Here is a 21277-nt window from a genome sequence, read left to right as displayed (position 1 = left end):
CTTGCTTGTTTTCTTTTTTCAGTACATAACTGACTTTTGATTAGACAAACTAAAGAGTATCAGTAAAGGGGAGTCAGTTATGAGCAAAATCAAAAACATAATAGGCGATGTTGAGGTAAACAGGGACTTGTTGCTTCTACTGACTGTTGGCGGCCTTTATTCACTGAGCATTGCTCTTTCCAATACATTTGTAAATGTATATTTGTGGAAACAATCAGGGCAATTTATTGATTTGGCTATTTACAATCTGTCAATTGTTGTGATGCAACCTTTAACCTTTATGATTGCTGGGAGGCTGGCAAAAAAAATCGATCGGGTATTTATTTTAAGATTTGGTGTCTCATTTTTGGCGATCTTTTATTTAACGGTTCTTTTGGTAGGGGAAAATGCTGGATCACAATTGGTACTGCTCGGCAGTGTTCTTGGAGTGGGCTATGGTTTTTATTGGCTTGCTTTTAATGTATTGACATTTGAAATCACAGAACCAGAGACAAGGGATTTTTTTAATGGATTTCTTGGTGTATTAACCTCAGGTGCTGGAATGATCGGACCGATTGTTGCCGGTTATGTCATTTCACGGCTCACAGACAATACAGGCTATACACTGATCTTTAGTTTTTCTTTAGGATTGTTTACGATCGCCGTTATTACAAGCTTTTTTCTTAAACGCAGAGAAGCTCGAGGTCAGTATATTTTAAAGAAAATTTGGAAAGAACGACATTCAGATGAAAACTGGAAAAATGTCACCAATGCTCATTTTTTTCAAGGGCTAAGAGAGGGTATTTTTGTTTTCTTAATTAATGTTTTTGTGTTTATCACAACAAAAAGTGAGCTTGCGTTAGGAAAATTCGGGCTTGTTAATTCGGCAGTTTCTTTTTTTGCTTATTATTTTGCCACAAGGTTTATAAAAAAAGGAGCACGTAAAAAAGCAATTTTTCTAGGAGGGCTCGTCTTATTCGGTTCCCTGTTTCTCATTCTGTTTCATATGACATATGTGACTTTACTTTTTTACGCTGTAGCGATTGCGATCGGCTATCCGATGCTGCTAGTTCCGTACTCATCATTGACCTATGATGTAATTGGAAAGGCAAGATATGCCAGAAAAGCGCGAATTGAATATATTGTTGTGAGAGAAGTTTATTTAAATAGCGGTCGTATTGCCTCCATTTTAGTGTTTCTGCTCCTGGTCCTTCTGTTTAAAGAAGATTTAGGTATTCCAATTTCATTAGTTTTACTAGGGGCTGGACACACGCTCATTTACTATTTCATTAAAGATGTAAGCTTGACAGAGCCTGCTCAGGAAACAGTCGGACAAGATACCCGCAAACAGACAGCAGAGCCAAATTATTTAGAAGGGAAACGATAATCGATTTGGCACCTTTTCTAAGGTGTCTTTTCTTTAGGTTAAGAATAGGTGATGATAAATGATAAAAAACAAAACGAAGACAGAAAAAAAACGAAAACTAATCCCGATTCGGCTCCATATCTTGTTTTTTTTAGCTTTTCTTACTTTTACAGCTATGATTATCCGTCTTGGAATGGTACAGATTGTCTATGGTGAAGACTATATTCATCAAATTCAAAAACAGGGAGAAGTCGATGTGACAACATCAACTCCTAGAGGAAAAATATTTGACCGAAACTTGAATACCCTTGTCCAAAATAAACCTTTAAATGCGATTACATACACTCGTTCATCATCGGTTTCACAGAAGGATCAGCTAAAGATTGCAAAAAAACTGGCGGATATGCTTACGATTGACACCAGTAAAATAACAGAGCGAGATAAAAAAGATTACTGGATCTTAACAAGACCCAAACAAGCTAAAAAATTAGTGAATCGCAGTGATCGTCAAAAGGTCAAGCAAGGTAAAATTTCTGAGGATGATTTATATCAACTTCAGCTTAACCGGATCTCAAAACATCAGCTCTCTCAATTAACCAAAACGGATTTAGAGGTATTGGCGATTAAACGAAGGATGGATTCAGGTTATCCGAAAATACCCCAATACATTAAAAACAAGCATGTAACCGTAAAAGAAATGGCTTATGTCAGCGAACATCTTGACGATCTTCCGGGAGTTGATGTGACATCTGATTGGGAACGAGATTATCCGTATCATGAACTTCTGAGAACAGTAATTGGTCGTGTTTCTAATTCAAATGAAGGGCTTCCTAGACATCTACTTGATCATTATTTATCACTTGGCTATAACCGCAATGATCGGGTCGGTAAAAGTTATCTTGAAGCTGAGTATGAGGAAGTACTCAAGGGGCAAAAAGAAAGAGTGAAAAACATTACTGATAAATCAGGGAATTTAATTAATAAAAAGATGATTTCAAAAGGGGAAAGCGGTAAAGATATCGTGCTAACAATTGATGTTGACATGCAAAAAGCAGTTGAGCGTATCATTGAGGCAGAGATGAAAAAAGCAAAAACTCAACAATATGCACCACTCCTTGATCGTGCATTTGTTGTGATGATGGGCCCAAGAAACGGGGAAGTCTTAACACTTGCTGGAAAACAAATGAAAAATAAAGATGGGAAATTGAAGTTTGATAGTTATGCCTTAGGTACAATGACATCTTCATATGCTATGGGTTCAGCTGTTAAAGGAGCGACTGTTTTAACAGGTTTACAGACTGGCGCCATTCAATTAAACACCCATTTTTTTGATGAACCTCTTTATATTGCAGGATCTCCTGTCAAAAAATCATGGTCAAAATATCTTGGGAGAGTTGGTATTAAAAAAGCGCTTGAACAATCTTCAAACGTCTTTATGTTTAAAACAGCCATTGGAGTCGGCAAAGGGTATTACAGACCGCATCAGCCACTTAACATTAATCCGAAAGCATTTGATACATTTAGATATTATTTCAATCAATTCGGACTCGGTGTTAAAACGGGAATCGATCTACCGAATGAGGCGACCGGCTTCAAGGGCTCACAAAAGCTTCCCGGTTTCCTGCTTGACTTTTCCATCGGGCAGTTTGATACGTATACACCGCTTCAAATGGCCCAGTATGTTTCAACAATTGCAAATGGTGGCTATAGGATGAAGCCTCAGATCATAAAGGAAATAAGAAGACCTGATTCTCAAAAAGGCATCGGAGCTATTACGAAATATATACCACCTCAAGTATTAAATAGATTAGATATGAGTCAGAAAGACATAGAGACTGTTCAAAAAGGATTTAGACGGGTGATGATACGAGGAACAGCAAAAAAACAATTTGCAGCAGCACCATATCAACCTGCAGGTAAAACAGGAACGGTAGAGTCATTCTATGAAGGGCCTGTTCAGGCAAAAACAGGGACACCGGTTTATAATACAACCCTTGTTGCATATGCTCCTTACGAACAACCAGAGGTCGCAATTTCTGTTGTGGTTCCATGGGCTTATATTGATTATAAGAAAAGATATTCAATCACGAATAATATCGGCCGAAAAGTACTTGATAAGTATTTTGAACTGAAATCTAAACAAGCACGAGATGATACAAAAGAGAAAAATAAACTCAACATTGAAGAAAAAGCTTATGAATAGTGACCACTCGAAACGTCCGCATAAATTCCCGCGGACGTTTTTTTTCAGTAATAAAACAAGTTTCCTTTACAAAACCTTAATAATTTATTCAAACAAGATTAATACTGAAAAGGTACGCTAATTATGCAGGACAAATTACACACTATTCTATTCGGGAGGATTATGAAGTGAAACCATTTAAAAAAGTCACATTGATGTTGATGATGTCCGTTTTAGTTGTCTTCGCAGCGGCTTGTGCAGGCGGTAATGCAGATGAAGGCAAGAAAAACGATAATAATGAAGGTGAGGCTTCAGGAACATTAACCATTTCCGGCTCTTCTGCAATGCAACCACTTGTTTCGGCTGCGGCTGAGAAATTCATGAATGAGAATGAAGGTGCTGATATTCAAGTGCAAGCGGGAGGATCTGGTACAGGTCTTTCACAGGTGGCTGAAGGAAATGTTCAAATTGGAAACTCCGATGTCTTTGCTGAAGAAAAAGAAGGCATTCCTGCTGATCAGCTGGTCGATCACCAAGTAGCCGTTGTCGGCATGGCAGCAGCTATCAATCCTGATGTGGGCATCAAAGATATTTCGATGAAAGATCTGAAAAAGGTATTCACAGGAAAAATCAAAAACTGGAAGGAACTTGGTGGGAAAGACCAAAAGATCACCCTTGTCAATCGCCCTGATTCCTCAGGAACTCGTGCGACATTTGTAAAATACGCCCTGGACGGAGAAGCTCCTGCTGAAGGAATTACTGAGGATTCTTCCAATACAGTTAAAAAACTAATTGCTGATACACCTGGAGCAATCGGATATCTAGCTTTTTCATACCTAACTGATAACTCTATTACGGCTCTGTCACTTGATGGTGTAAAACCGACTGCGGAAAATGTCCAAAAAGGCAAATTTCCAGTTTGGGCATATCAGCACTCTTATACGAAAGGCGAACCTAAAGGTTTAGCTAAAAAATTCTTGGATTATTTGAAGAGTGAAGAAATCCAAAAATCGATTGTGACAGACCAAGGTTATATTCCAGTAACAGACATGGAAGTAAAACGTGATGCAAAGGGAAAACAAACTGCTAAATAATGAAAATAATTCTGGGAAAGTGAGTACTTTTGCTTTCCCTCTTATGACTTGTTTTTATATGGGAGTGTAAAAAATGTATCAAAAAATAGAGAAACCGTCCGCGCAAGAGCGGCTGATCAGCTCCAAGAAAAACCGTAAAATGGATGAAATCCGGGGGAAAATACTGGTTGCAGCGTGCGCATTTATCATGATCGTTGCGGCGATTTCAATCACAATCTTCCTTGGGAATAAGGGGTTACAATCTTTTCTGGCTAACAATGTAAGTCCAATTGAGTTCTTAACCAGTTTAGATTGGAATCCAACAAAAGAAGATCCTCAATATGGAGCATTGCCGTTTATACTCGGCTCATTCGCAGTGACACTGCTCGCGTCTCTAATCGCAGCCCCACTTGGTATCGGTGGCGCGATATTTATGACGGAAATTGCACCTTCATGGGGAAGAAAACTATTACAGCCGGTTGTAGAATTGCTTGTTGGAATTCCTTCTGTCGTTTATGGATTCATAGGTCTTACAGTATTAGTGCCGTTTATATCTCAATTTAAAACAAGTGGCTCAGGACACAGCCTACTAGCAGGAACGATTGTTCTAGCTGTGATGATTTTACCGACCGTTACTTCGATTTCAACAGATGCACTCATCTCTCTGCCGAAAAGCTTGCGAGAAGGCTCATATGCATTGGGTGCGACCCGGTGGCAGACGATCAGAAAAGTCTTGATTCCAGCAGCGCTCCCTTCACTCCTAACAGCTGTTGTATTGGGAATGGCAAGAGCGTTTGGAGAAGCGCTTGCTGTGCAGATGGTAATTGGAAATTCACGTGATGTTTTTAATGGTCTCTTAGATCCAGCAGCTACATTAACAACGATTATCACACTTAATATGGGTCATACAACATATGGAAGTGTAGAAAACAATACGCTCTGGTCAATGGGACTTGTACTATTGGTCATGTCGTTCTGTTTCATTCTGCTGATCCGGTATCTGTCATCTAGGAGGAAATTGTAATGAATAGCAAAGTAGCCAATCGAATTGCAACAGGTATTTTTGGACTTATTGCCGCAATCATTACGGCGATTCTTGTCAGTTTGTTCACATATATCATTGTCGGTGGTGTTTCACATATTAGTCTTGACTTTCTGACGTCCCGTTCAAGTGCACTTTTAAGTGGTGGTGGGATTCGTGATCAGCTGTTTAACTCTTTTTATATTTTGATTTTAACCATGTTGTTCACCATTCCCATTGGAGTTGGTGGCGGGATTTATATGGCTGAATATGCACCTGCCAATAAACTGACGGATTTTATCCGAATCTGTATTGAAGTGTTATCATCCCTTCCATCGATTGTCATGGGGATGTTTGGAATGCTTGTGTTTGTCAATCTTACTGGCTGGGGCTATAGTATCATCGGTGGAGCACTCATATTAACGATCTTTAATCTCCCTGTAATGGTCAGGGTGACAGAAGATGCCATTCGTTCTGTACCGAAAGATCAAAAAGAAGCTTCACTTGCTTTAGGGGTGTCCAAATGGCATACGATCAAAACTGTTTTGGTCCCGGGGGCTGTTCCATCTATCATCACCGGAGCAATTCTTGCGTCAGGGCGTGTATTTGGTGAGGCAGCTGCATTGTTATTTACAGCCGGTTTGACAACACCGAGATTGAATTTTGGTAATTGGAATCCATTTTCAGAAACGTCTCCACTTAATATTTTCAGACCGGCAGAGACGCTGGCCGTTCATATTTGGAATGTCAATACACAAGGCATCATCCCAGATGCAGAAGCCATTGCAAACGGAGCTTCAGCAGTACTTGTGCTGTCCGTTCTGATGTTTAACTTGTTAGCAAGATGGCTAGGCTCTTTTATTCACAGAAAATTAACGGCAAATAAATAAAGAAGGGTGAATGTTTATGGTTCAAATTCCGGCTTTAGAAATTGTAGATAACAGTAGCGGAATTGCGGAGCTTCCAAAAGAACACATTTTAGAAGTGCAAAACTTAAATATTTATTATGGAGAAAAACGGGCTGTTAACAACATTTCTCTTGAAATTGATAAACAGGCTGTTACAGCATTGATCGGTCCGTCAGGTTGTGGAAAATCGACTTTTTTAAGAAGTATTAATCGCATGAATGATTTGATTTCTTCTGCCAGAACTACGGGTCAAATTTTATATGAAGGGCTTAATATTCTTGATTCCCATATAAATGTTATCAATTTGAGAAGAGAAATTGGCATGGTCTTTCAAAAGCCGAATCCTTTTCCAAAATCGATATATCAGAATATCACGCATGCTTTGAAGTATGCAGGAGAACGAAGGAAAACGGTTTTGGATGATATCGTAGAAGAAAGCCTAACGAAAGCAGCGCTTTGGGATGAAGTAAAAGACCGCCTTCATCAATCGGCTTTATCATTGTCAGGAGGTCAACAGCAGCGCCTCTGTATCGCCCGAACGCTTGCGATGAAACCTGAAGTATTACTTTTAGATGAACCGGCTTCAGCACTTGATCCAATTTCAAATGCAAAAATTGAGGAATTAATCGTCAAATTAAAAAAAGAATATTCTATTATCATTGTGACTCATAATATGCAGCAGGCTTCTAGAATTTCCGACAAAACAGCGTTTTTCCTAAATGGTGATTTGATTGAATATAACAGAACAAAAAAAATCTTTACAAATCCCTCTGAAAAACAAACAGAGGATTATATCAACGGTAGATTCGGTTAAGGAGGGATGGTCATGGATGCTGTAACAGCAATAAAGCCAAAAGATGTATATCAAGTACGTGATTTGAATTTATGGTATGGTGAACACCATGCATTAAAAAACATTCATTTATCGATCCCTGAACGTGAGATTACTGCGATCATCGGTCCATCAGGTTGTGGGAAGTCAACTTTTATTAAGACGCTAAATTTGATGAGCAACATGGTGCCAAACGTTAAAATAACAGGTGATATTAGCTATAAGGGCAATAACATTTTGAATAGATCAACTGACCTTGTTGAATTAAGAAAGAATGTCGGTATGGTTTTTCAAAAAGGGAATCCATTCCCACAATCGATTTTTAATAATGTTGCGTACGGTCCTAAAATTCATGGCGTAAAAAACAAACAGGAACTGAATGAAAGAGTTGAAAAAGCATTGATCGATGTAGCGTTGTGGGATGAAGTGAAAGACCGTCTTCATTCACAGGCACTCGGTCTTTCTGGAGGCCAGCAGCAGCGATTATGCATTGCAAGGGCGCTTGCCACAAACCCTGATGTTTTATTAATGGATGAGCCTACATCAGCCCTTGATCCCGTGTCCACCTTGAAAATAGAAGAACTGATGTTGAAACTAAAAGAAAACTATACGATTGCGATTGTCACTCACAATATGCAGCAAGCCTCAAGAATTTCTGATCAAACAGCTTTCTTTCTAATGGGAGAGCTCATTGAATGCAGGGATACGGTGACATTATTTTCAAACCCGAATGATTACCGAACAAGAGATTATATTACCGGTCGTTTTGGATAACATAACTACTTATAAAAACAGGCTGAAGTTCCACAGCCTGTTTTTATTGTGGAAATGAGCGTTTATGCGAAGGTTGTGGTGTTCGCGATGAAAACCTATGATCCACAATCGCCATCCAAATTTAGAGATCATACAATTCGGGCCAGAGGATAGTTTTTGAGTACAGTGAGACTCAAATTATAGGGGTAAAGGATAAAGACCACAAGTGTCTTTTAGGGCTAAATAAAAACCGCCGGTTTGACCGACGGTTATTTTTACTTGGATAGTGTCTCCACGATTTTTTTGAAACTTTCCCCACGTTTTAATTCATACTTACCGGCACGAAGTTTTGATTCATACCCGGATTTTTTTGCGTATTTTTCAAATTTATCTGCAGATGAGACAACTTTTTCTTTTGCAAGAGTATCAGCCACTTCTGATAGGCTCATCCCGCTCTTAATTTCGAGTTTATATTTTGTATCTTTTTTCTTTTTGTCTTTATCTTCCTTTTTATCTTTGTTCTTATCTTTGTCTTTATTATTGTCTTTATTTTTGTCCTCTGCTTTATTGTTATCTTTTTGGGCGACTTTACCATGTTTTAATGCTGTTTCTTTATATTGCAGAAGTTCTTGATAATCATTCTTTTCAACAGCAATTTGTTCATTGTTTTTTAAATACGTTTTAACATCGGCCTTACTTATTTTTTCAGCATCTTTAGATTCGGCACTTCCGTTATCTGTCAGGTAAAATGCTCCTGCAAGAACACCCGTGGCTAAAATCATTCCCCCGGCAAATGCTTGTACACTTTGTCTGTTCATACAAGCACCCTCTTATTGTCACTAATAATCGCCTTAACATCTTCAATAGAGACATGTTCTGCTTTGGCGATAGCTTCTTCAGACATCCCGTTTTGATATTTGGAAAGAATCTGTTTTGCGATATGCTGGTTGATCCCTGAAGCCGTTCTACGGATCACAACGTTTGAATCAAGAAGTTCTTCCTCAAGCACTGTCATCTTCTTTTTCAGTTTATAAATTTCCTGCATTGCTGACAGCTGAAGCGTCTCCAACTCTTGCTCCACTTCCTTAATCGGTTCCCTTTGAAAATATGAGAATGCAATCAGCCCAATGCTGACGACAAGCAGTGCAATTATAGCAAATTCCACGTTCATCACCTTCAATTCTTATTTTCTCCTTCTTTTTTATACCATAAAAATGCTTGTTCCAAAAGGATTTAATAAAAAAATAATAAAATTTGTCGAAAAAAATACTTTCAGGAGAGATTCCTTCGAAAATTCCCTATCTCTATATTACAAATTGCTTAACAAATAATCAAATAAAGCATGTTAATTGTCAAAAGAAGCGTCGATCATCGATTATAATCTCATAACAAAATGATAAACGAAAAAAACGCCTAGCATTCCAGCTTTATTAGTGGTATTATAGATAAGTCTGAACAGAAATGATATATAGTTTGGAGGGAAAATCATGCGCGTAAATATTACTTTAGCTTGCACTGAATGCGGCGAGCGTAACTATATTACTAAAAAGAACAAGCGTAACAATCCAGATCGCGTTGAATTCAAAAAGTATTGCTCACGTGACAAAAAATCAACTTTACACCGTGAAACAAAGTAAGCAGCAGGAACTTCCTGCTGTTTTTTCAATTTTAAGGGAGGAAGCGATGTGAAGCGTTTTTTAAGAAATACGATGAGAAGTAAACTTGAACAGCTTACAGATCAAGAATTTCAAGAAAAAGCAGAAGCGATTCACCAGGCACTTTTTCAATCTAAAGCATGGAAAGAATCATCTGTGATCGCCCTTACCATCTCAAGAAAGCTTGAAATACCTACAAAACCGATTATTAAACGGGCTTGGCAGGAAGGAAAGGTCGTATGTATTCCAAAATGTTTTCCTGAGACGCATGATATGCATTTTCGCTGTTTCAAAAATGAAAACGAACTTGAAGTTGTTTATTTTGGTTTACTAGAACCCATCATGAATAAAACCGAACTGGTCAGTCAAGAAGACATTGATTTTATCCTTGTTCCTGGCATCTGTTTTGATCGGAATGGTTATAGAATTGGCTATGGAGGCGGATATTATGACAGATATTTATCTAGCTATAGAAAAAAGACAGCTTCACTTGCTTTTCAATGTCAAATGATCGATCAAGTTCCCCATGAAAAACACGATATTCCGGTGGATCAAATTTTTACGGAAGGCGTTACATTGATTTGTAAATATAGCTCCTCTGATTTTCGAACCTGAATAAATCATGCAAAATGTGAGACGATAGGTGGTAGGAGGGATGGTATGAGAAGATTTACTTTTTTGATTTTAGGAATGCTTACAATTGTCCTGTTTTTTCAAAACCGTTATCGGGTACTCAATTTTGTTCTTGGTCAGGACCGAATTCGCCATTACTTTATTCACTGGATCATGAGAATTCCTTTTTTTCGAAATAAATTTACCCAACCTGTTTATTAAATCCCGTAAAATGCGGGGTTTTTTTATCTGTTTTAAGCAAAATTGTGAATTTCTTGTTATAATGAACAAAAATGATAATGGAGCGTTGGAATGTATTCATTTGATTATATGTACTGGAATTTAATCAAAACTCTATCGAAAAGGGGGTTCGAGGTTTTAAAAGCGCCTGTTTCTGATGAAGAAACATGGCTTGAAGCGAAGGGGCATGTACCTTATGATTTGATTCGGATTTATCGAAAAGACATTGACTTCCGTCAGGCACTTGTTTTTGATCTGGAATCTCTGGCTGAAAGAGCGGATCGAATCCGCGTTGCCTCTGGTCAACGGAATCTCTCAATATTAACAATATATTTATCACAAGAGGCGCCTGTTGATGAATGGCAAGATGTTGTCAACCATCCTATTCAAGACAAACGAATTAGCATTGTTCCTATTTTTATCGATCAGTCTGGTGTTGAGGAAGAGCTTAATAAAGTGGCCCTTGCCTTAAATTTAAAGTTAAGTGAATTAACTGATCAGATTGTTGAGCGATCTGAAGAGGAAGTAGAGCATATCAAGACCCAAGTGTTGGAAGAAATTAAAAATAAAGAGGAAGAAAGACAGCGACATTCTGCTGTTTTTCAAAGTGGAAAACCAATTTTCACCTGGTTTTTTGCTATTCTTCAAATCATAATGTTCCTTCTCTTAGAAATATCGGGAGGCAGTCAAAATATTGAAACACTGATTCTCTTTGGCGCTAAGGTTAATACTCTGATTTTAGACGGGGAATGGTGGAGGCTATTAACTCCAATTGTCCTTCACATCGGTTTCATTCACCTTTTATTTAACACTTTTGCTTTGCTATCTGTCGGAGCAGCCGCAGAAAGAGTCTTTGGTTCATTTCGATTTTTAGTGATCTACATATTAGCAGGGGTTTTCGGTTCAGTTGGGAGCTTTTTGTTCAGTCCGTATCTTTCAGCAGGGGCATCTGGAGCCATTTTCGGCTGTCTCGGAGCTCTTTTGTATCTCGCTTTTTCAAATAAGCAGGCTTTCTTAAAAACGATTGGGACTAATATTGCTGTGATTATCATCCTAAACCTTGGGCTAGGTTTTACGATTTCTAACATTGATAATGCGGGGCATATCGGCGGATTAGTCGGTGGTTTTTTAACAGCTCTAGCAGTCGGTCTTCCTAAGGAGAAAACCTTAATCAAGCGGATCTTTGGCTGGATTTTAGTCATCATTTTAGGCGGTGGAGCATTGTACTGGGGAGTCCATTCTCAAACTCTCTAAAAACCTAAAACTGCCTCTGTTTAGCGCTTAACGTTTAGAAGCACTTCAGGACATCTCATACGGTCCTTTTCGCAATATATGATTTTAGGTCTTTTGCCGAACATTATAATCGATTGAATAAGAAAAAAAGAATGTCTCTATTATAGAGTATGAAAAGCTCCCAAGATGTAAAAAATGGTCTGATGAAACAGACTCATTGATGGGAGCTTTTATAATGGAAAAAAAGCACAATGTTCAAGAATGTCTAGCCGAAAATGTTGCATATTTAAATGAAAAACTTGGAGTCGGTAAGAGTTTTGATATGATCAGGCTTGATGTCTCCTATGCTGGAAGAGATATGGCGTTATATTTTATTGATGGGTTTGTAAAAGACGACATCATGCACCTTTTACAAAAATATTTGGCGACCCTACCTCCAGAAAGTTTAAAGAATGATCCACTTGAAAAACTGATGAAAACCCACATTCCATATGTTGAAATTAATACTGAGGGAGATTTGGATAAAGCAGCAGATCAGGTACTCGCAGGACCGACGATCCTACTTGTCGACGGGGTTGATCATGCCATTATTATTGATGCCAGAACATATCCTGCCAGAGGTCCTGAAGAACCGGATAATGAACGTGTTGTCAGAGGATCAAGAGATGGGTTTGTCGAGACGATTGTATTTAATACAGCATTGACTAGAAGAAGGGTCCGCGACAGGTCATTAAGAATGGAGTTTCTGCAAGTCGGCAGAAGAAGTAAAACCGATGTTGTGGTCTGTTATTTAGAAGATATTGCTGATTTGGAAAATGTAAAAAAAATAAAACAGTCTCTTAAAGCCATTGACACGGATGCGTTAACAATGGCTGAAAAAACATTGGAAGAGTATATTGGCGGAAGACATTGGAACCCATACCCTACAGTGCGCTATACAGAAAGACCTGACACTGCGGCAGTCCATCTATTAGAAGGTCATATTCTCGTCTTTGTCGACGGATCTCCAAGTGCGATGATTACACCATCAACTTTTTGGCATCATTTACAGCATGCTGAAGAATATAGAAATAAACCTCTTACAGGAGCTTATTTGAGGATGGTACGCTTTTTATCTGTCATGGCATCGCTTTTTTTATTGCCACTATGGTTTTTGTTGGCTATTCATCCAGAATTACTTCCTGAACCACTTCAATATATAGGTCCTGAAAAAAAAGGAGTCATTCCTTTACTCGGTCAGTTTCTCATCATTGAATTAGGTGTCGACATGATGAGAATGGCAGCGATTCACACCCCCTCATCATTGGCCACAGCTCTTGGGCTTGTAGCAGCTTTAATGATTGGTGAAGTAGCCGTTCAAGTCGGGCTTTTCTCACATGAGGTTGTTCTGTACTTGGCGATCGCTGCCATCGGTACATTTGCGACACCAAGTTATGAAATGAGCATGGCAAACCGGATCACTAGAATTGTGTTGCTCATTATTACAGGAGCGTTTGGCCCTTCTGGTTTTATCATTGGAATATTTTGTTGGATTTTGTACTTGGTCAGAATGAAATCCTTTTATGTTCCATATCTATGGCCGTTTATACCTTTTGACTACGAGGCTTTTCGCGATGTTGTTATTCGAACACCTATGCCGCTCAAAACCCGAAGGCCTAGATTTTTAAATCCACAAGATCCAGACCGATAAAGCCTGTTTTCAATTTGAAAACAGGCTTTTTTCTACTTGACGAAAGATAGGTTTATGAATACGCTTAATATTGGTAGATATGAAAGAGAAATGGTGAATGAAATGAAAACAGCATATGATGTTCAGTTATTTTTAAAGCAGTTCGGATGTTATGTCTATTTCGGAGATCGTCAGCTTGAACTCGAGTTTATGATGGACGAACTAAAGGAAATGTATCATTCAAATTTGATTGATAAAGAAAAATGGGTACTTTCGATGTCGATATTGCAGAATGAATTGACCAAAATAAAGAGAAAATAATGGGGGACTTGTTGATGAATGAAAACTGGCTCGTAGGAATCGATCTTGGAGGAACAACCGTTAAACTTGCTTTTGTAAGCGCTTGTGGAGAAGTGAAGCACAAATGGGAAATACCGACGGATAAGTCAGGAGAGACTGTTACGACAAGTATTGCAAAGGCAATTGACAGCAAGCTAAACGAAATTGGCAAACCGAAACAAATCTTAAAATGGATCGGCATGGGGGCCCCAGGACCAGTCGATACCGAAACAGGAATTGTCTATAAAACGACAAATATGGGGTGGGAAAACTATCCTTTGAAAGAGCATCTAGAGGCAGAGACAGGACTTCCCGTTGTCATCGAAAATGATGCAAACCTCGCGGCTTTAGGAGAAATGTGGAAAGGTGCTGGAAATGGAGCAAAGGATTTGATCCTTGTTACTTTAGGGACAGGTGTCGGTGGCGGTATTATTGTCAACGGAGAAGTTGTACACGGGAAAAACGGAGCTGGTGGAGAAATTGGTCACATCTGTTCGGTTGCTGAAGGAGGAGCGACTTGCAACTGCGGAAGATCCGGTTGTATTGAAACAATTGCATCTGCTACAGGCATCGTAAGAATTGCCGAAGAAACCATTGCAGCTAGTGATTGTGAAACATGTTTGGCAAAGAATACTCCCTTAACAGCACGGGATATCTTTAAAGCAGCTGAACAAAACGATCTGGTAGCACTCAAAGTTGTCGAATATGTGACACATTATCTAGGAATAGTTTTAGCAGGTTTAACAAGTTCGTTAAACCCTTCAAAAATTTTAATCGGCGGAGGGGTCTCAAAAGCTGGCGAATTCCTTCGTTCTAAGGTGGAAAAATCTTTTGAGAAACATGTATTTCCGCGAGCAGGAGAGGCAGTTGACATTGTGATCGCCTCCCTTGGGAATGATGCAGGGGTGATCGGTGGAGCATGGATCGCAAAAAACGCATGGCTTAAGAGTAAAAGTGATAAAACGGAACACCTTCACATATAAAAAATGGGAATTTTGAACAGATTTTAAAAAAGATTGATTTTTTTGTGAAGACAGGTTAAGATATGGTGTAGTTATTTTATCATTTTTTGAAAAATAAGAAATATATGGATGTTAATTATAAAAATTTTGTCTTGCTGCATAAGGGAGGTTTGGCATGCGAAAGTCGTTTATTTCAAAAGTTTCGTTTCTGTTCATTGCGACATTGCTTATGTGGCTAAAAACGTATGTCGTCTATAAAACTAGCTTTAACATTAAAATTGAAAACTTTATGCAAGAGTTTATATTATTCATTAATCCATTAAGCTTTTTGCTGTTTATATTCGGAATCGGTCTGTTTTTTAAAGAAAAAAACAGAAATCGATTCATTATTGGAACCAGCGTCCTTTTGACATTTGTACTGTTGGCCAATATGGTCTTCTATCGTTTTTATAACGACTTTTTAACGATCCCTGTATTATTCCAAACAAATAATATGGGCGATTTGGGCAGCAGCATAAACTCACTGTTTATGCCTACTGACTTGCTTTTAATCGTGGATATTGTGATTTTGGTTTGGTTGTATAAACGAAAGCCAATTCATGCTAGTTCTGTAGCGACGAGGAAAGAACGAGCAGCTTATTTTTTGTTTGCAATTTCTGTGTTCTTTTTTAATTTAGGATTATCGGAAACAGAAAGACCCCAATTATTGACGAGATCGTTTGACAGGGAAGTACTAGTGAAGAACATCAGTCTGTACAACTATCATATCTATGATGGCTTGATTCAATCAAAGCAGTCCGCTCAACGCGCCTTGGCTGATAGTAACAGCCTCACTGAAATTGAAAATTATGTGAATGCGAATCAGACTGATACCAATCAAGATTTGGCTGGGATTGCTAAAGGACGCAATGTCATCCTTGTATCTCTTGAATCAACCCAAAACTTTGTTGTCAATCAAAAAATGAATGGTAAAGAGATCACACCTTACTTGAATGACTTGATTAAAGAAAGTTATTATTTTGAAAATTTTTATCATCAAACAGGTCAAGGGAAAACAGCTGACTCGGAATTTATCGTGGATAACTCTCTCTATCCTTTAGGAAGGGGAGCGGTCTTCTTTACAAATGCAGGAAACGAATATACAGCAATGCCTGAAATACTGAAAGGTCATGGCTACTATTCCACTATTTTTCACGCTAACAATAAAAGTTTCTGGAACCGAGATATCATGTACCAGTCTTTAAAATATGATAAATTTTATGATGTCCAATCTTATAACGTAACTGAAGAAAATTCTGTAGGTTGGGGATTGAAAGATAAAGAATTTTTCGAGCAGACATCAGCACTTATGAAAGATCTGCCTCAACCGTTTTATACTCGTTTGATCACACTAACAAATCATTTTCCATTCGAGCTAGATGAAGAAGATAAAATGATTGATGAATATCAGTCAAACAGCCGCACATTAAACAGATATTTCCCAACTGTCCGTTATCAGGATGAGGCACTTAAACGTTTTATTGAGAAGCTAAAAGAAGACGGCCTTTATGAAAACTCAGTGATCGTTTTATATGGGGATCACTACGGAATTTCGGAAAATCATAATGAAGCAATGGGGCAGTTCCTTGGCAAAGAAATTACACCATTTGAAGAGGTTCAGCTTCAAAAAGTACCACTTGTGGTTCATATTCCAGGAGTAACAGATAAAAAACCGAAAACGATTGATACAGTTGGTGGACAGATTGATATTCGCCCAACATTATTAAATCTTCTCGGTATTCATTCAAGTGACCAGGTTCAGTTTGGCAATGATTTGTTTTCAAAAGATAAAAAAGAGTTCACCGTGTTGCGTGACGGTAGCTTTATTACAAAGAATAGAGTGTACACTGATGGTGTATGTTATGATAAAGCAACAGGTCAGCCTGTAAAAGATCAAGCAAGCTGTGAACCATATGTTGAAAAAGCAAAGGAGGAGTTGTCATACTCTGACGAAATCATTTATGGTGATTTGCTGAGGTTTTATGACAATGAACGCCTAAAGAAAAGCAGTAAAAAACAATAATGATTGAAGGCTTCCGTTTACAAAAGGAGGCTTTTTTTGTAGGAGTTAGACAAACTTCCTTCATATGCTATTGTGGGAGGGATCATTAATGGCACTTATCAAACTCAAACCATTTTTGAAACAAAACATGTCAAGGCTGGCTGAAATCCTGAACATACCTGAACAGATACTAATCTCTGGAAACCACTCTGCTGCCCATGATGAGCTTTATTTTCCAGGTACCAATCACCAAGCAGAAAAAGATGTTCCAACAGTAGACACGTATGAACAGCTGCAATTAATGGTCAACAACAAACAGCATTTTGAAGAAGAGTGGCTAACAAAAGAAATCATATATGATTCTGAAACATTGAAAATCGAAATTGAAAAACTTGCGGAATGCTTTCCTTTCGTTACGTATCATATTCTCGGTCATTCAGTATTAGGAAAGCCAATATACGAGTTGAATATAGGAGCGCCAGACGCTGAAAAGTTAACACATATCAATGCCTCTTTTCATGCCAATGAGTGGATTACAACTTCTGTACTCATGAAATGGCTTAAAGAATATTGTTTTTCTCTATGTTATAATCAGCAAGTTTTAGGTTTTTCCCCACTCCAACTCTTTAGTCAGACTAAACTTTCAGTTGTTCCGCTTGTCAATCCTGATGGGGTTGATCTTGTACTGAAGGGACCAGAAGAACTTGGAATAGATCGGGCGAGTTTTGATGAAATGAATCAGCAACAAACTCATTTTCAAGAATGGAAAGCCAATATAAACGGTGTAGATTTGAATAATCAATTTCCGTCTTTTTGGGAAATTGAAAAACAAAGAAAACCGCCCAAAGCACCATCATATCGAGACTACCCAGGAGATGAACCGTTAACCGAGCCAGAAGCAATCGTTATGCGTGATTTGATTGTTCGTCATCCACCAAACCGTCTGATAGCGCTCCATACACAGGGTGAAGAAATTTATTGGGGTTATAAAGGGTTTGAACCAGCTGTTTCAGGTGAAGTGATTCAACTATTTGAACGACTCAGCGGGTATTTAGGGATAAGAGATATTGATAGTTATGCGGGATTTAGGGATTGGTTTATCCATTTTTACCATAGAGAAGGATATACTGTTGAGCTTGGCAAAGGAAAAAATCCTTTATCAATGAAACAATTTCATGATATATATCGTAAAAGTAGAGGGATTCTTTGGGCAGCATGTTACTATAATAGTTGAAACTTTTTACAATTTTATTCGTAAATGTAAATAGATGATCGTGTTACGGAGGGAGGAGGCACTTTTTTGAGAGTTTCATTATGTATTATTGCCGCAGTTTCGGCTAGTTTAGTAACTTCTTGCACACACTCACAGTCAAGCGATCAAGAAGCCGTTCACCAAGAGAAAAAAAATAATCTGACAGCTTCGAACAAGAAAATCATACCTTTAACAGAACAACATTTCAGTGAAGCGGCAGGATGGCTTGATAATGAAACCATTTTATATACAAAAAACGATCCAATTAAAGGAAGTAAAATAAATGCTTATCATATTTTTAAAGGGAAAGGGAAAACGATTTATACATCAGATAATCGGTTGATATCAGCTGAATTAAATCAAAAGCAAAAAATGATTCTCGTTCAAACTTTAGAAAACGGCTCAAAAATTAAATTAACTTTGATCAATTTGAAAGGCGATATACTGTTTACTAAAAGTTTTCATAGTCACGAACTTCAAGTGGATTGGAATCAATTTAATCCTTATCTTTTATATGTTACTAAGTTTACAAAAGATTGGGATTATCATTCATATTTAGTCGATGTAAAAGGCCATAAAGTAGAGAAAAACATTGCTCAGGCAGCATTTGTCCACTGGACATCAGCAGAAACTTTTGAATATATAAAATGGGATGATGGGGACCGGGAAAAACCGGCTCCTGTTTATTCCTACGAGATCGTGAGTAAACATGAAAAAAAAATCGCTGATGATGTTTTGTTTCTTGACGTTTTTCAAAATATTCGACTGATTGTAAAATCGGCACCTGAAGAATCTGCTGAGGGAGTCTATCTATTTTCGGATGTCTCATCAATGAAAAAACAGATTTCTTTAAAGCTTCCGTTGTATTCTGCTTATTCCAGCCTGTCTTCAATGGAATACACTTATGACCAAAAAAACAAAGTGCTTTATACATATGAGCAGAATCAATCGGGGTCTCTCTTTGATCTGATCGCTATTCATCTTCAGTCAGGAAAACGGAAGGTAATCTGTAAACGGATCGAAATGCATCCACTTACATTGTCTCCAGACGGAAATCATATTTTATACGGCTATACAAAAAATCAGATCATTTCAATTTCTTCAAAAAAATTAGAGCCTCTTGTAATCGAGGAATAGAAAGGGAGTATAACAGTGGCAATTGCAGATGTTACAATTATACCGATTGGAACTAAAACTCCAAGTGTGAGCAAGTATGTAGCAGAGATTCAAATGATTTTAGAAAACTTTAAAAAAGAAGGGAAGATTAAATATCAACTGACACCGATGAATACGATAATTGAAGGAGAATTAAGTGAATTGTTTGAAGTCATTCAATCAATTCATGAAGCCCCTTTCAGCAAAGGGATAGACAGAGTTGCGACCAATATCAGGATAGATGATCGACGTGATAAGAGCACAACAATGGAGGGGAAACTTTTAAGTGTTCATAACCATTTGAACCATCCTCAATAGGGGTTATCAAACATGGATCAGGGGGAATTTGTGAGACTCCTCGGAAAGCGAGCAAATTCCCCAAATTTCATCGCACACTAGACACACCTCTGGTATAGCTCAAATTTAGTGTGCTGTTGGATATCCGCTGTTTATAATCGTCATCACTGTAAACCAACCGAAAACTAAAAAAGCAGCTCCTCCAAATAAAATTCCGAGAACATTAATTTGTTTAAATGAACGAACAACCCCAAAAGCGGATAATATTGCGACAAGACCAAAAATGATAACAAGCAACATCAATAAAACCCCCTTCGTTTGGATCCCCTGCAGTTTATTTCCAATTTTATTTTAATGGTTTTCAATCACTTTGTCGAGAACAATCTGATTCATTGAAAAATTTTCATAAAACATTCATAATGAAAAAAGAATAATTATCGAGGTGAGAAAAATGAATTGGGTAAGAATGCCGTTAGGTCCTATACAAACAAATGCATATATTCTCTCAAACGATGAGAAATTTTGTTTAATATTTGATCCAGGTAGCGAAGCGATAAAATTAAACACATACATAAAAGAAAAAAACCTTAAACCACTTGCCATCCTGCTGACACACGCACATTTTGATCATATCGGAGCTGTGGACAAGGTGAGAAAAGAGTGGGACATCCCTGTTTATGTCCATAAAAATGAAGAAAACTGGCTAACTGATCCGTCACTGAACGGTTCAGCTTTACTAACAGGTCAGAATATCACAGCGGAAAAAGCCGATCATCTGCTCGAAAAGGAAGAGGACTTAGAAATAGGTCCGTTTAAACTTCAAGTTTTCTTAACCCCCGGTCATTCTCCAGGAAGTGTCTCTTATTATCTAGATGAGGAAAACCTGATTATCTCTGGAGATGTTTTATTTAAAGGAAGCATTGGCCGTACCGACTTCCCAGGTGGAAATCATGAAGTTTTGCTCAACAGTATTCATAAAAAACTGCTTTCTCTGCCTGAAAATACGCTTGTATTAAGTGGACATGGTCCTGAAACCGATATTATGACAGAACAGGAAGAAAACCCGTTTATCAATGGTTTCACATTATAGTTAAGCACATCATGACGTAGAAATAAACAAGATGACCGCTGTTCAAACAGAGATCATCTTGTTGCACTTGCTTAATATATGAATTTTTAATGGCCTCCTTGACCTGGGACCATAATAAAGACAGAATAGTATGTAAATGCTGCAAAAAAGACCGTTAAATAGGCGCCGAAAATATAAATGTACATCCTTTCGGTCAAGTTAAGATACGATAAGAAAACAAAGAAAATGGTTTGACCAAAAAACAGCAGTGATGCATCTTTCATATTTCCTAGATAAAACATGACCGCAAAAATACCTGTCCAAAAACCTAACACACGGAACATGCGATTCATTAATATCCCTCCCCAAAAACCCCTTTGCTTCTATTATAATCAACACAACTTCAGATGTAAACATTATCATTTAGGGAAAATCAATTCATTTTTTACAAAATTATGATGGGGAAGTTGAAACAATTATAGACGGGAATCTTCACAAATCTCGATAGAGAAATAAATAAACTGGGCTAGCTGGATTCGAACCAGCGCGTCACGGAGTCAAAGTCCGTTGCCTTACCGCTTGGCTATAGCCCATTGCTTTCAGTATTAGTTTTAGCTAGAGTATCTATTTTATACATGA

Annotated in this window: 23 protein-coding genes and 1 tRNA gene; 19 read left to right on the top strand and 5 right to left on the bottom strand. The window is 37.9% G+C overall.

Features of this window, described 5'->3' with window-relative positions; all coding sequences use genetic code 11:
* The first annotated feature begins 79 nt into the window (after positions 1-79).
* The 7 genes from HOO54_RS14005 (at position 80) to pstB (HOO54_RS13975) (ending at position 8135) form a co-directional block, all read left to right on the top strand.
* Positions 80-1366, top strand: a complete 1287-nt coding sequence (locus HOO54_RS14005) for an MFS transporter (RefSeq protein ID WP_172296289.1) — start codon at positions 80-82, stop codon at positions 1364-1366.
* Positions 1367-1424: 58 nt separating this feature from the next.
* Positions 1425-3548: a peptidoglycan D,D-transpeptidase FtsI family protein gene (locus HOO54_RS14000; RefSeq protein WP_172296287.1), complete on the top strand. Its 2124-nt coding sequence runs from the start codon at positions 1425-1427 to the stop codon at positions 3546-3548.
* Positions 3549-3715: 167 nt separating this feature from the next.
* A complete protein-coding gene (locus HOO54_RS13995; protein WP_172296285.1) occupies positions 3716-4621 on the top strand; it encodes a phosphate ABC transporter substrate-binding protein in 906 nt (301 codons plus the stop codon).
* A 73-nt stretch (positions 4622-4694) separates the two neighbouring features.
* Positions 4695-5624: a phosphate ABC transporter permease subunit PstC gene (gene pstC, locus HOO54_RS13990; protein WP_172296283.1), complete on the top strand. Its 930-nt coding sequence runs from the start codon at positions 4695-4697 to the stop codon at positions 5622-5624.
* Positions 5624-6511, top strand: coding sequence for a phosphate ABC transporter permease PstA (pstA, locus tag HOO54_RS13985; RefSeq protein WP_172296281.1), 888 nt, complete (start codon positions 5624-5626; stop codon positions 6509-6511). The genes pstC and pstA overlap by 1 nt, the downstream gene beginning before the upstream one ends.
* Positions 6512-6527: 16 nt before the next feature.
* Positions 6528-7343 carry a phosphate ABC transporter ATP-binding protein PstB gene (gene pstB, locus HOO54_RS13980; protein WP_172296279.1) on the top strand — a complete coding sequence of 272 codons (816 nt, stop codon included), beginning with the start codon at positions 6528-6530 and terminating at the stop codon, positions 7341-7343.
* A 12-nt stretch (positions 7344-7355) separates the two neighbouring features.
* Positions 7356-8135, top strand: a complete 780-nt coding sequence (pstB, locus tag HOO54_RS13975; RefSeq protein WP_172296277.1) for a phosphate ABC transporter ATP-binding protein PstB — start codon at positions 7356-7358, stop codon at positions 8133-8135.
* A 254-nt stretch (positions 8136-8389) separates the two neighbouring features.
* Here the strand turns inward: pstB (HOO54_RS13975) and HOO54_RS13970 are convergent, their stop codons facing one another.
* Together HOO54_RS13970 and HOO54_RS13965 are read right to left on the bottom strand one after the other, a co-directional pair.
* Complete coding sequence (locus HOO54_RS13970; protein ID WP_172296275.1) at positions 8390-8932, bottom strand: endolytic transglycosylase MltG; 543 nt, start codon at positions 8930-8932, stop codon at positions 8390-8392.
* Positions 8929-9279, bottom strand: a complete 351-nt coding sequence (locus HOO54_RS13965) for a hypothetical protein (protein ID WP_172299569.1) — start codon at positions 9277-9279, stop codon at positions 8929-8931. Before HOO54_RS13965 ends, HOO54_RS13970 begins: the two co-directional genes overlap by 4 nt.
* 322 nt (positions 9280-9601) lie before the next feature.
* On the opposite strand from HOO54_RS13965, the gene rpmG reads away from it, so the two are divergent.
* The 11 genes from rpmG (at position 9602) to HOO54_RS13910 (ending at position 19590) form a co-directional block, all read left to right on the top strand.
* A complete protein-coding gene (gene rpmG / locus HOO54_RS13960; protein ID WP_172296273.1) occupies positions 9602-9751 on the top strand; it encodes a 50S ribosomal protein L33 in 150 nt (49 codons plus the stop codon).
* A gap of 48 nt (positions 9752-9799) precedes the next feature.
* Positions 9800-10384 (top strand): 5-formyltetrahydrofolate cyclo-ligase, encoded by a 585-nt coding sequence (locus HOO54_RS13955; RefSeq protein WP_172296271.1) that lies wholly within the window; start codon positions 9800-9802, stop codon positions 10382-10384.
* Between the two features lie 45 nt (positions 10385-10429).
* Positions 10430-10603 (top strand): hypothetical protein, encoded by a 174-nt coding sequence (locus HOO54_RS13950; protein ID WP_172296269.1) that lies wholly within the window; start codon positions 10430-10432, stop codon positions 10601-10603.
* 90 nt (positions 10604-10693) lie between these two features.
* On the top strand, positions 10694-11875 hold the full coding sequence (locus HOO54_RS13945) for a rhomboid family intramembrane serine protease (protein ID WP_172296267.1): 1182 nt from the start codon (positions 10694-10696) through the stop codon (positions 11873-11875).
* 214 nt (positions 11876-12089) lie between these two features.
* Positions 12090-13544 (top strand): spore germination protein, encoded by a 1455-nt coding sequence (locus HOO54_RS13940; protein ID WP_172296265.1) that lies wholly within the window; start codon positions 12090-12092, stop codon positions 13542-13544.
* 102 nt (positions 13545-13646) lie between these two features.
* The gene (locus HOO54_RS13935; protein ID WP_172299567.1) at positions 13647-13844 is read left to right on the top strand and encodes a YqgQ family protein; all 198 of its coding nucleotides are present in this window, start codon (positions 13647-13649) and stop codon (positions 13842-13844) included.
* Positions 13845-13858: 14 nt separating this feature from the next.
* Positions 13859-14845 carry an ROK family glucokinase gene (locus HOO54_RS13930; RefSeq protein ID WP_172296262.1) on the top strand — a complete coding sequence of 329 codons (987 nt, stop codon included), beginning with the start codon at positions 13859-13861 and terminating at the stop codon, positions 14843-14845.
* 154 nt (positions 14846-14999) lie between these two features.
* Positions 15000-16886 (top strand): LTA synthase family protein, encoded by a 1887-nt coding sequence (locus HOO54_RS13925; protein WP_172296251.1) that lies wholly within the window; start codon positions 15000-15002, stop codon positions 16884-16886.
* 88 nt (positions 16887-16974) lie between these two features.
* Positions 16975-18099, top strand: a complete 1125-nt coding sequence (locus tag HOO54_RS13920) for a M14 family metallopeptidase (RefSeq protein ID WP_172296249.1) — start codon at positions 16975-16977, stop codon at positions 18097-18099.
* Positions 18100-18165: 66 nt separating this feature from the next.
* On the top strand, positions 18166-19254 hold the full coding sequence (locus HOO54_RS13915) for a YqgU-like beta propeller domain-containing protein (RefSeq protein ID WP_172296247.1): 1089 nt from the start codon (positions 18166-18168) through the stop codon (positions 19252-19254).
* Positions 19255-19269: 15 nt separating this feature from the next.
* On the top strand, positions 19270-19590 hold the full coding sequence (locus HOO54_RS13910) for an MTH1187 family thiamine-binding protein (RefSeq protein WP_172296245.1): 321 nt from the start codon (positions 19270-19272) through the stop codon (positions 19588-19590).
* Between the two features lie 105 nt (positions 19591-19695).
* Here the strand turns inward: HOO54_RS13910 and HOO54_RS13905 are convergent, their stop codons facing one another.
* Complete coding sequence (locus HOO54_RS13905) at positions 19696-19869, bottom strand: DUF2759 domain-containing protein (RefSeq protein WP_172296243.1); 174 nt, start codon at positions 19867-19869, stop codon at positions 19696-19698.
* 151 nt (positions 19870-20020) lie between these two features.
* Between HOO54_RS13905 and HOO54_RS13900 the strand changes: the two genes are divergently transcribed.
* Entirely contained in the window at positions 20021-20659 is a 639-nt protein-coding gene (locus HOO54_RS13900) for an MBL fold metallo-hydrolase (RefSeq protein WP_172296241.1), read from the top strand.
* An 86-nt stretch (positions 20660-20745) separates the two neighbouring features.
* On the opposite strand, the gene HOO54_RS13895 is transcribed toward HOO54_RS13900, so the two are convergent.
* Both HOO54_RS13895 and HOO54_RS13890 read right to left on the bottom strand, forming a co-directional pair.
* A complete protein-coding gene (locus HOO54_RS13895; RefSeq protein ID WP_172296239.1) occupies positions 20746-20991 on the bottom strand; it encodes a DUF2626 domain-containing protein in 246 nt (81 codons plus the stop codon).
* Between the two features lie 168 nt (positions 20992-21159).
* Positions 21160-21231, bottom strand: a tRNA-Gln gene (locus HOO54_RS13890).
* Between the last annotated feature and the right edge of the window lie 46 nt (positions 21232-21277).

Origin of the sequence: Bacillus sp. WMMC1349 (genome assembly GCF_013155385.1) — a bacterium.
Lineage (GTDB): Bacteria > Bacillota > Bacilli > Bacillales > Bacillaceae > Bacillus.
The sequence above is the reverse complement of the archived record's forward strand: the minus strand, read 5'-3'. Positions and strand labels throughout refer to the sequence as shown.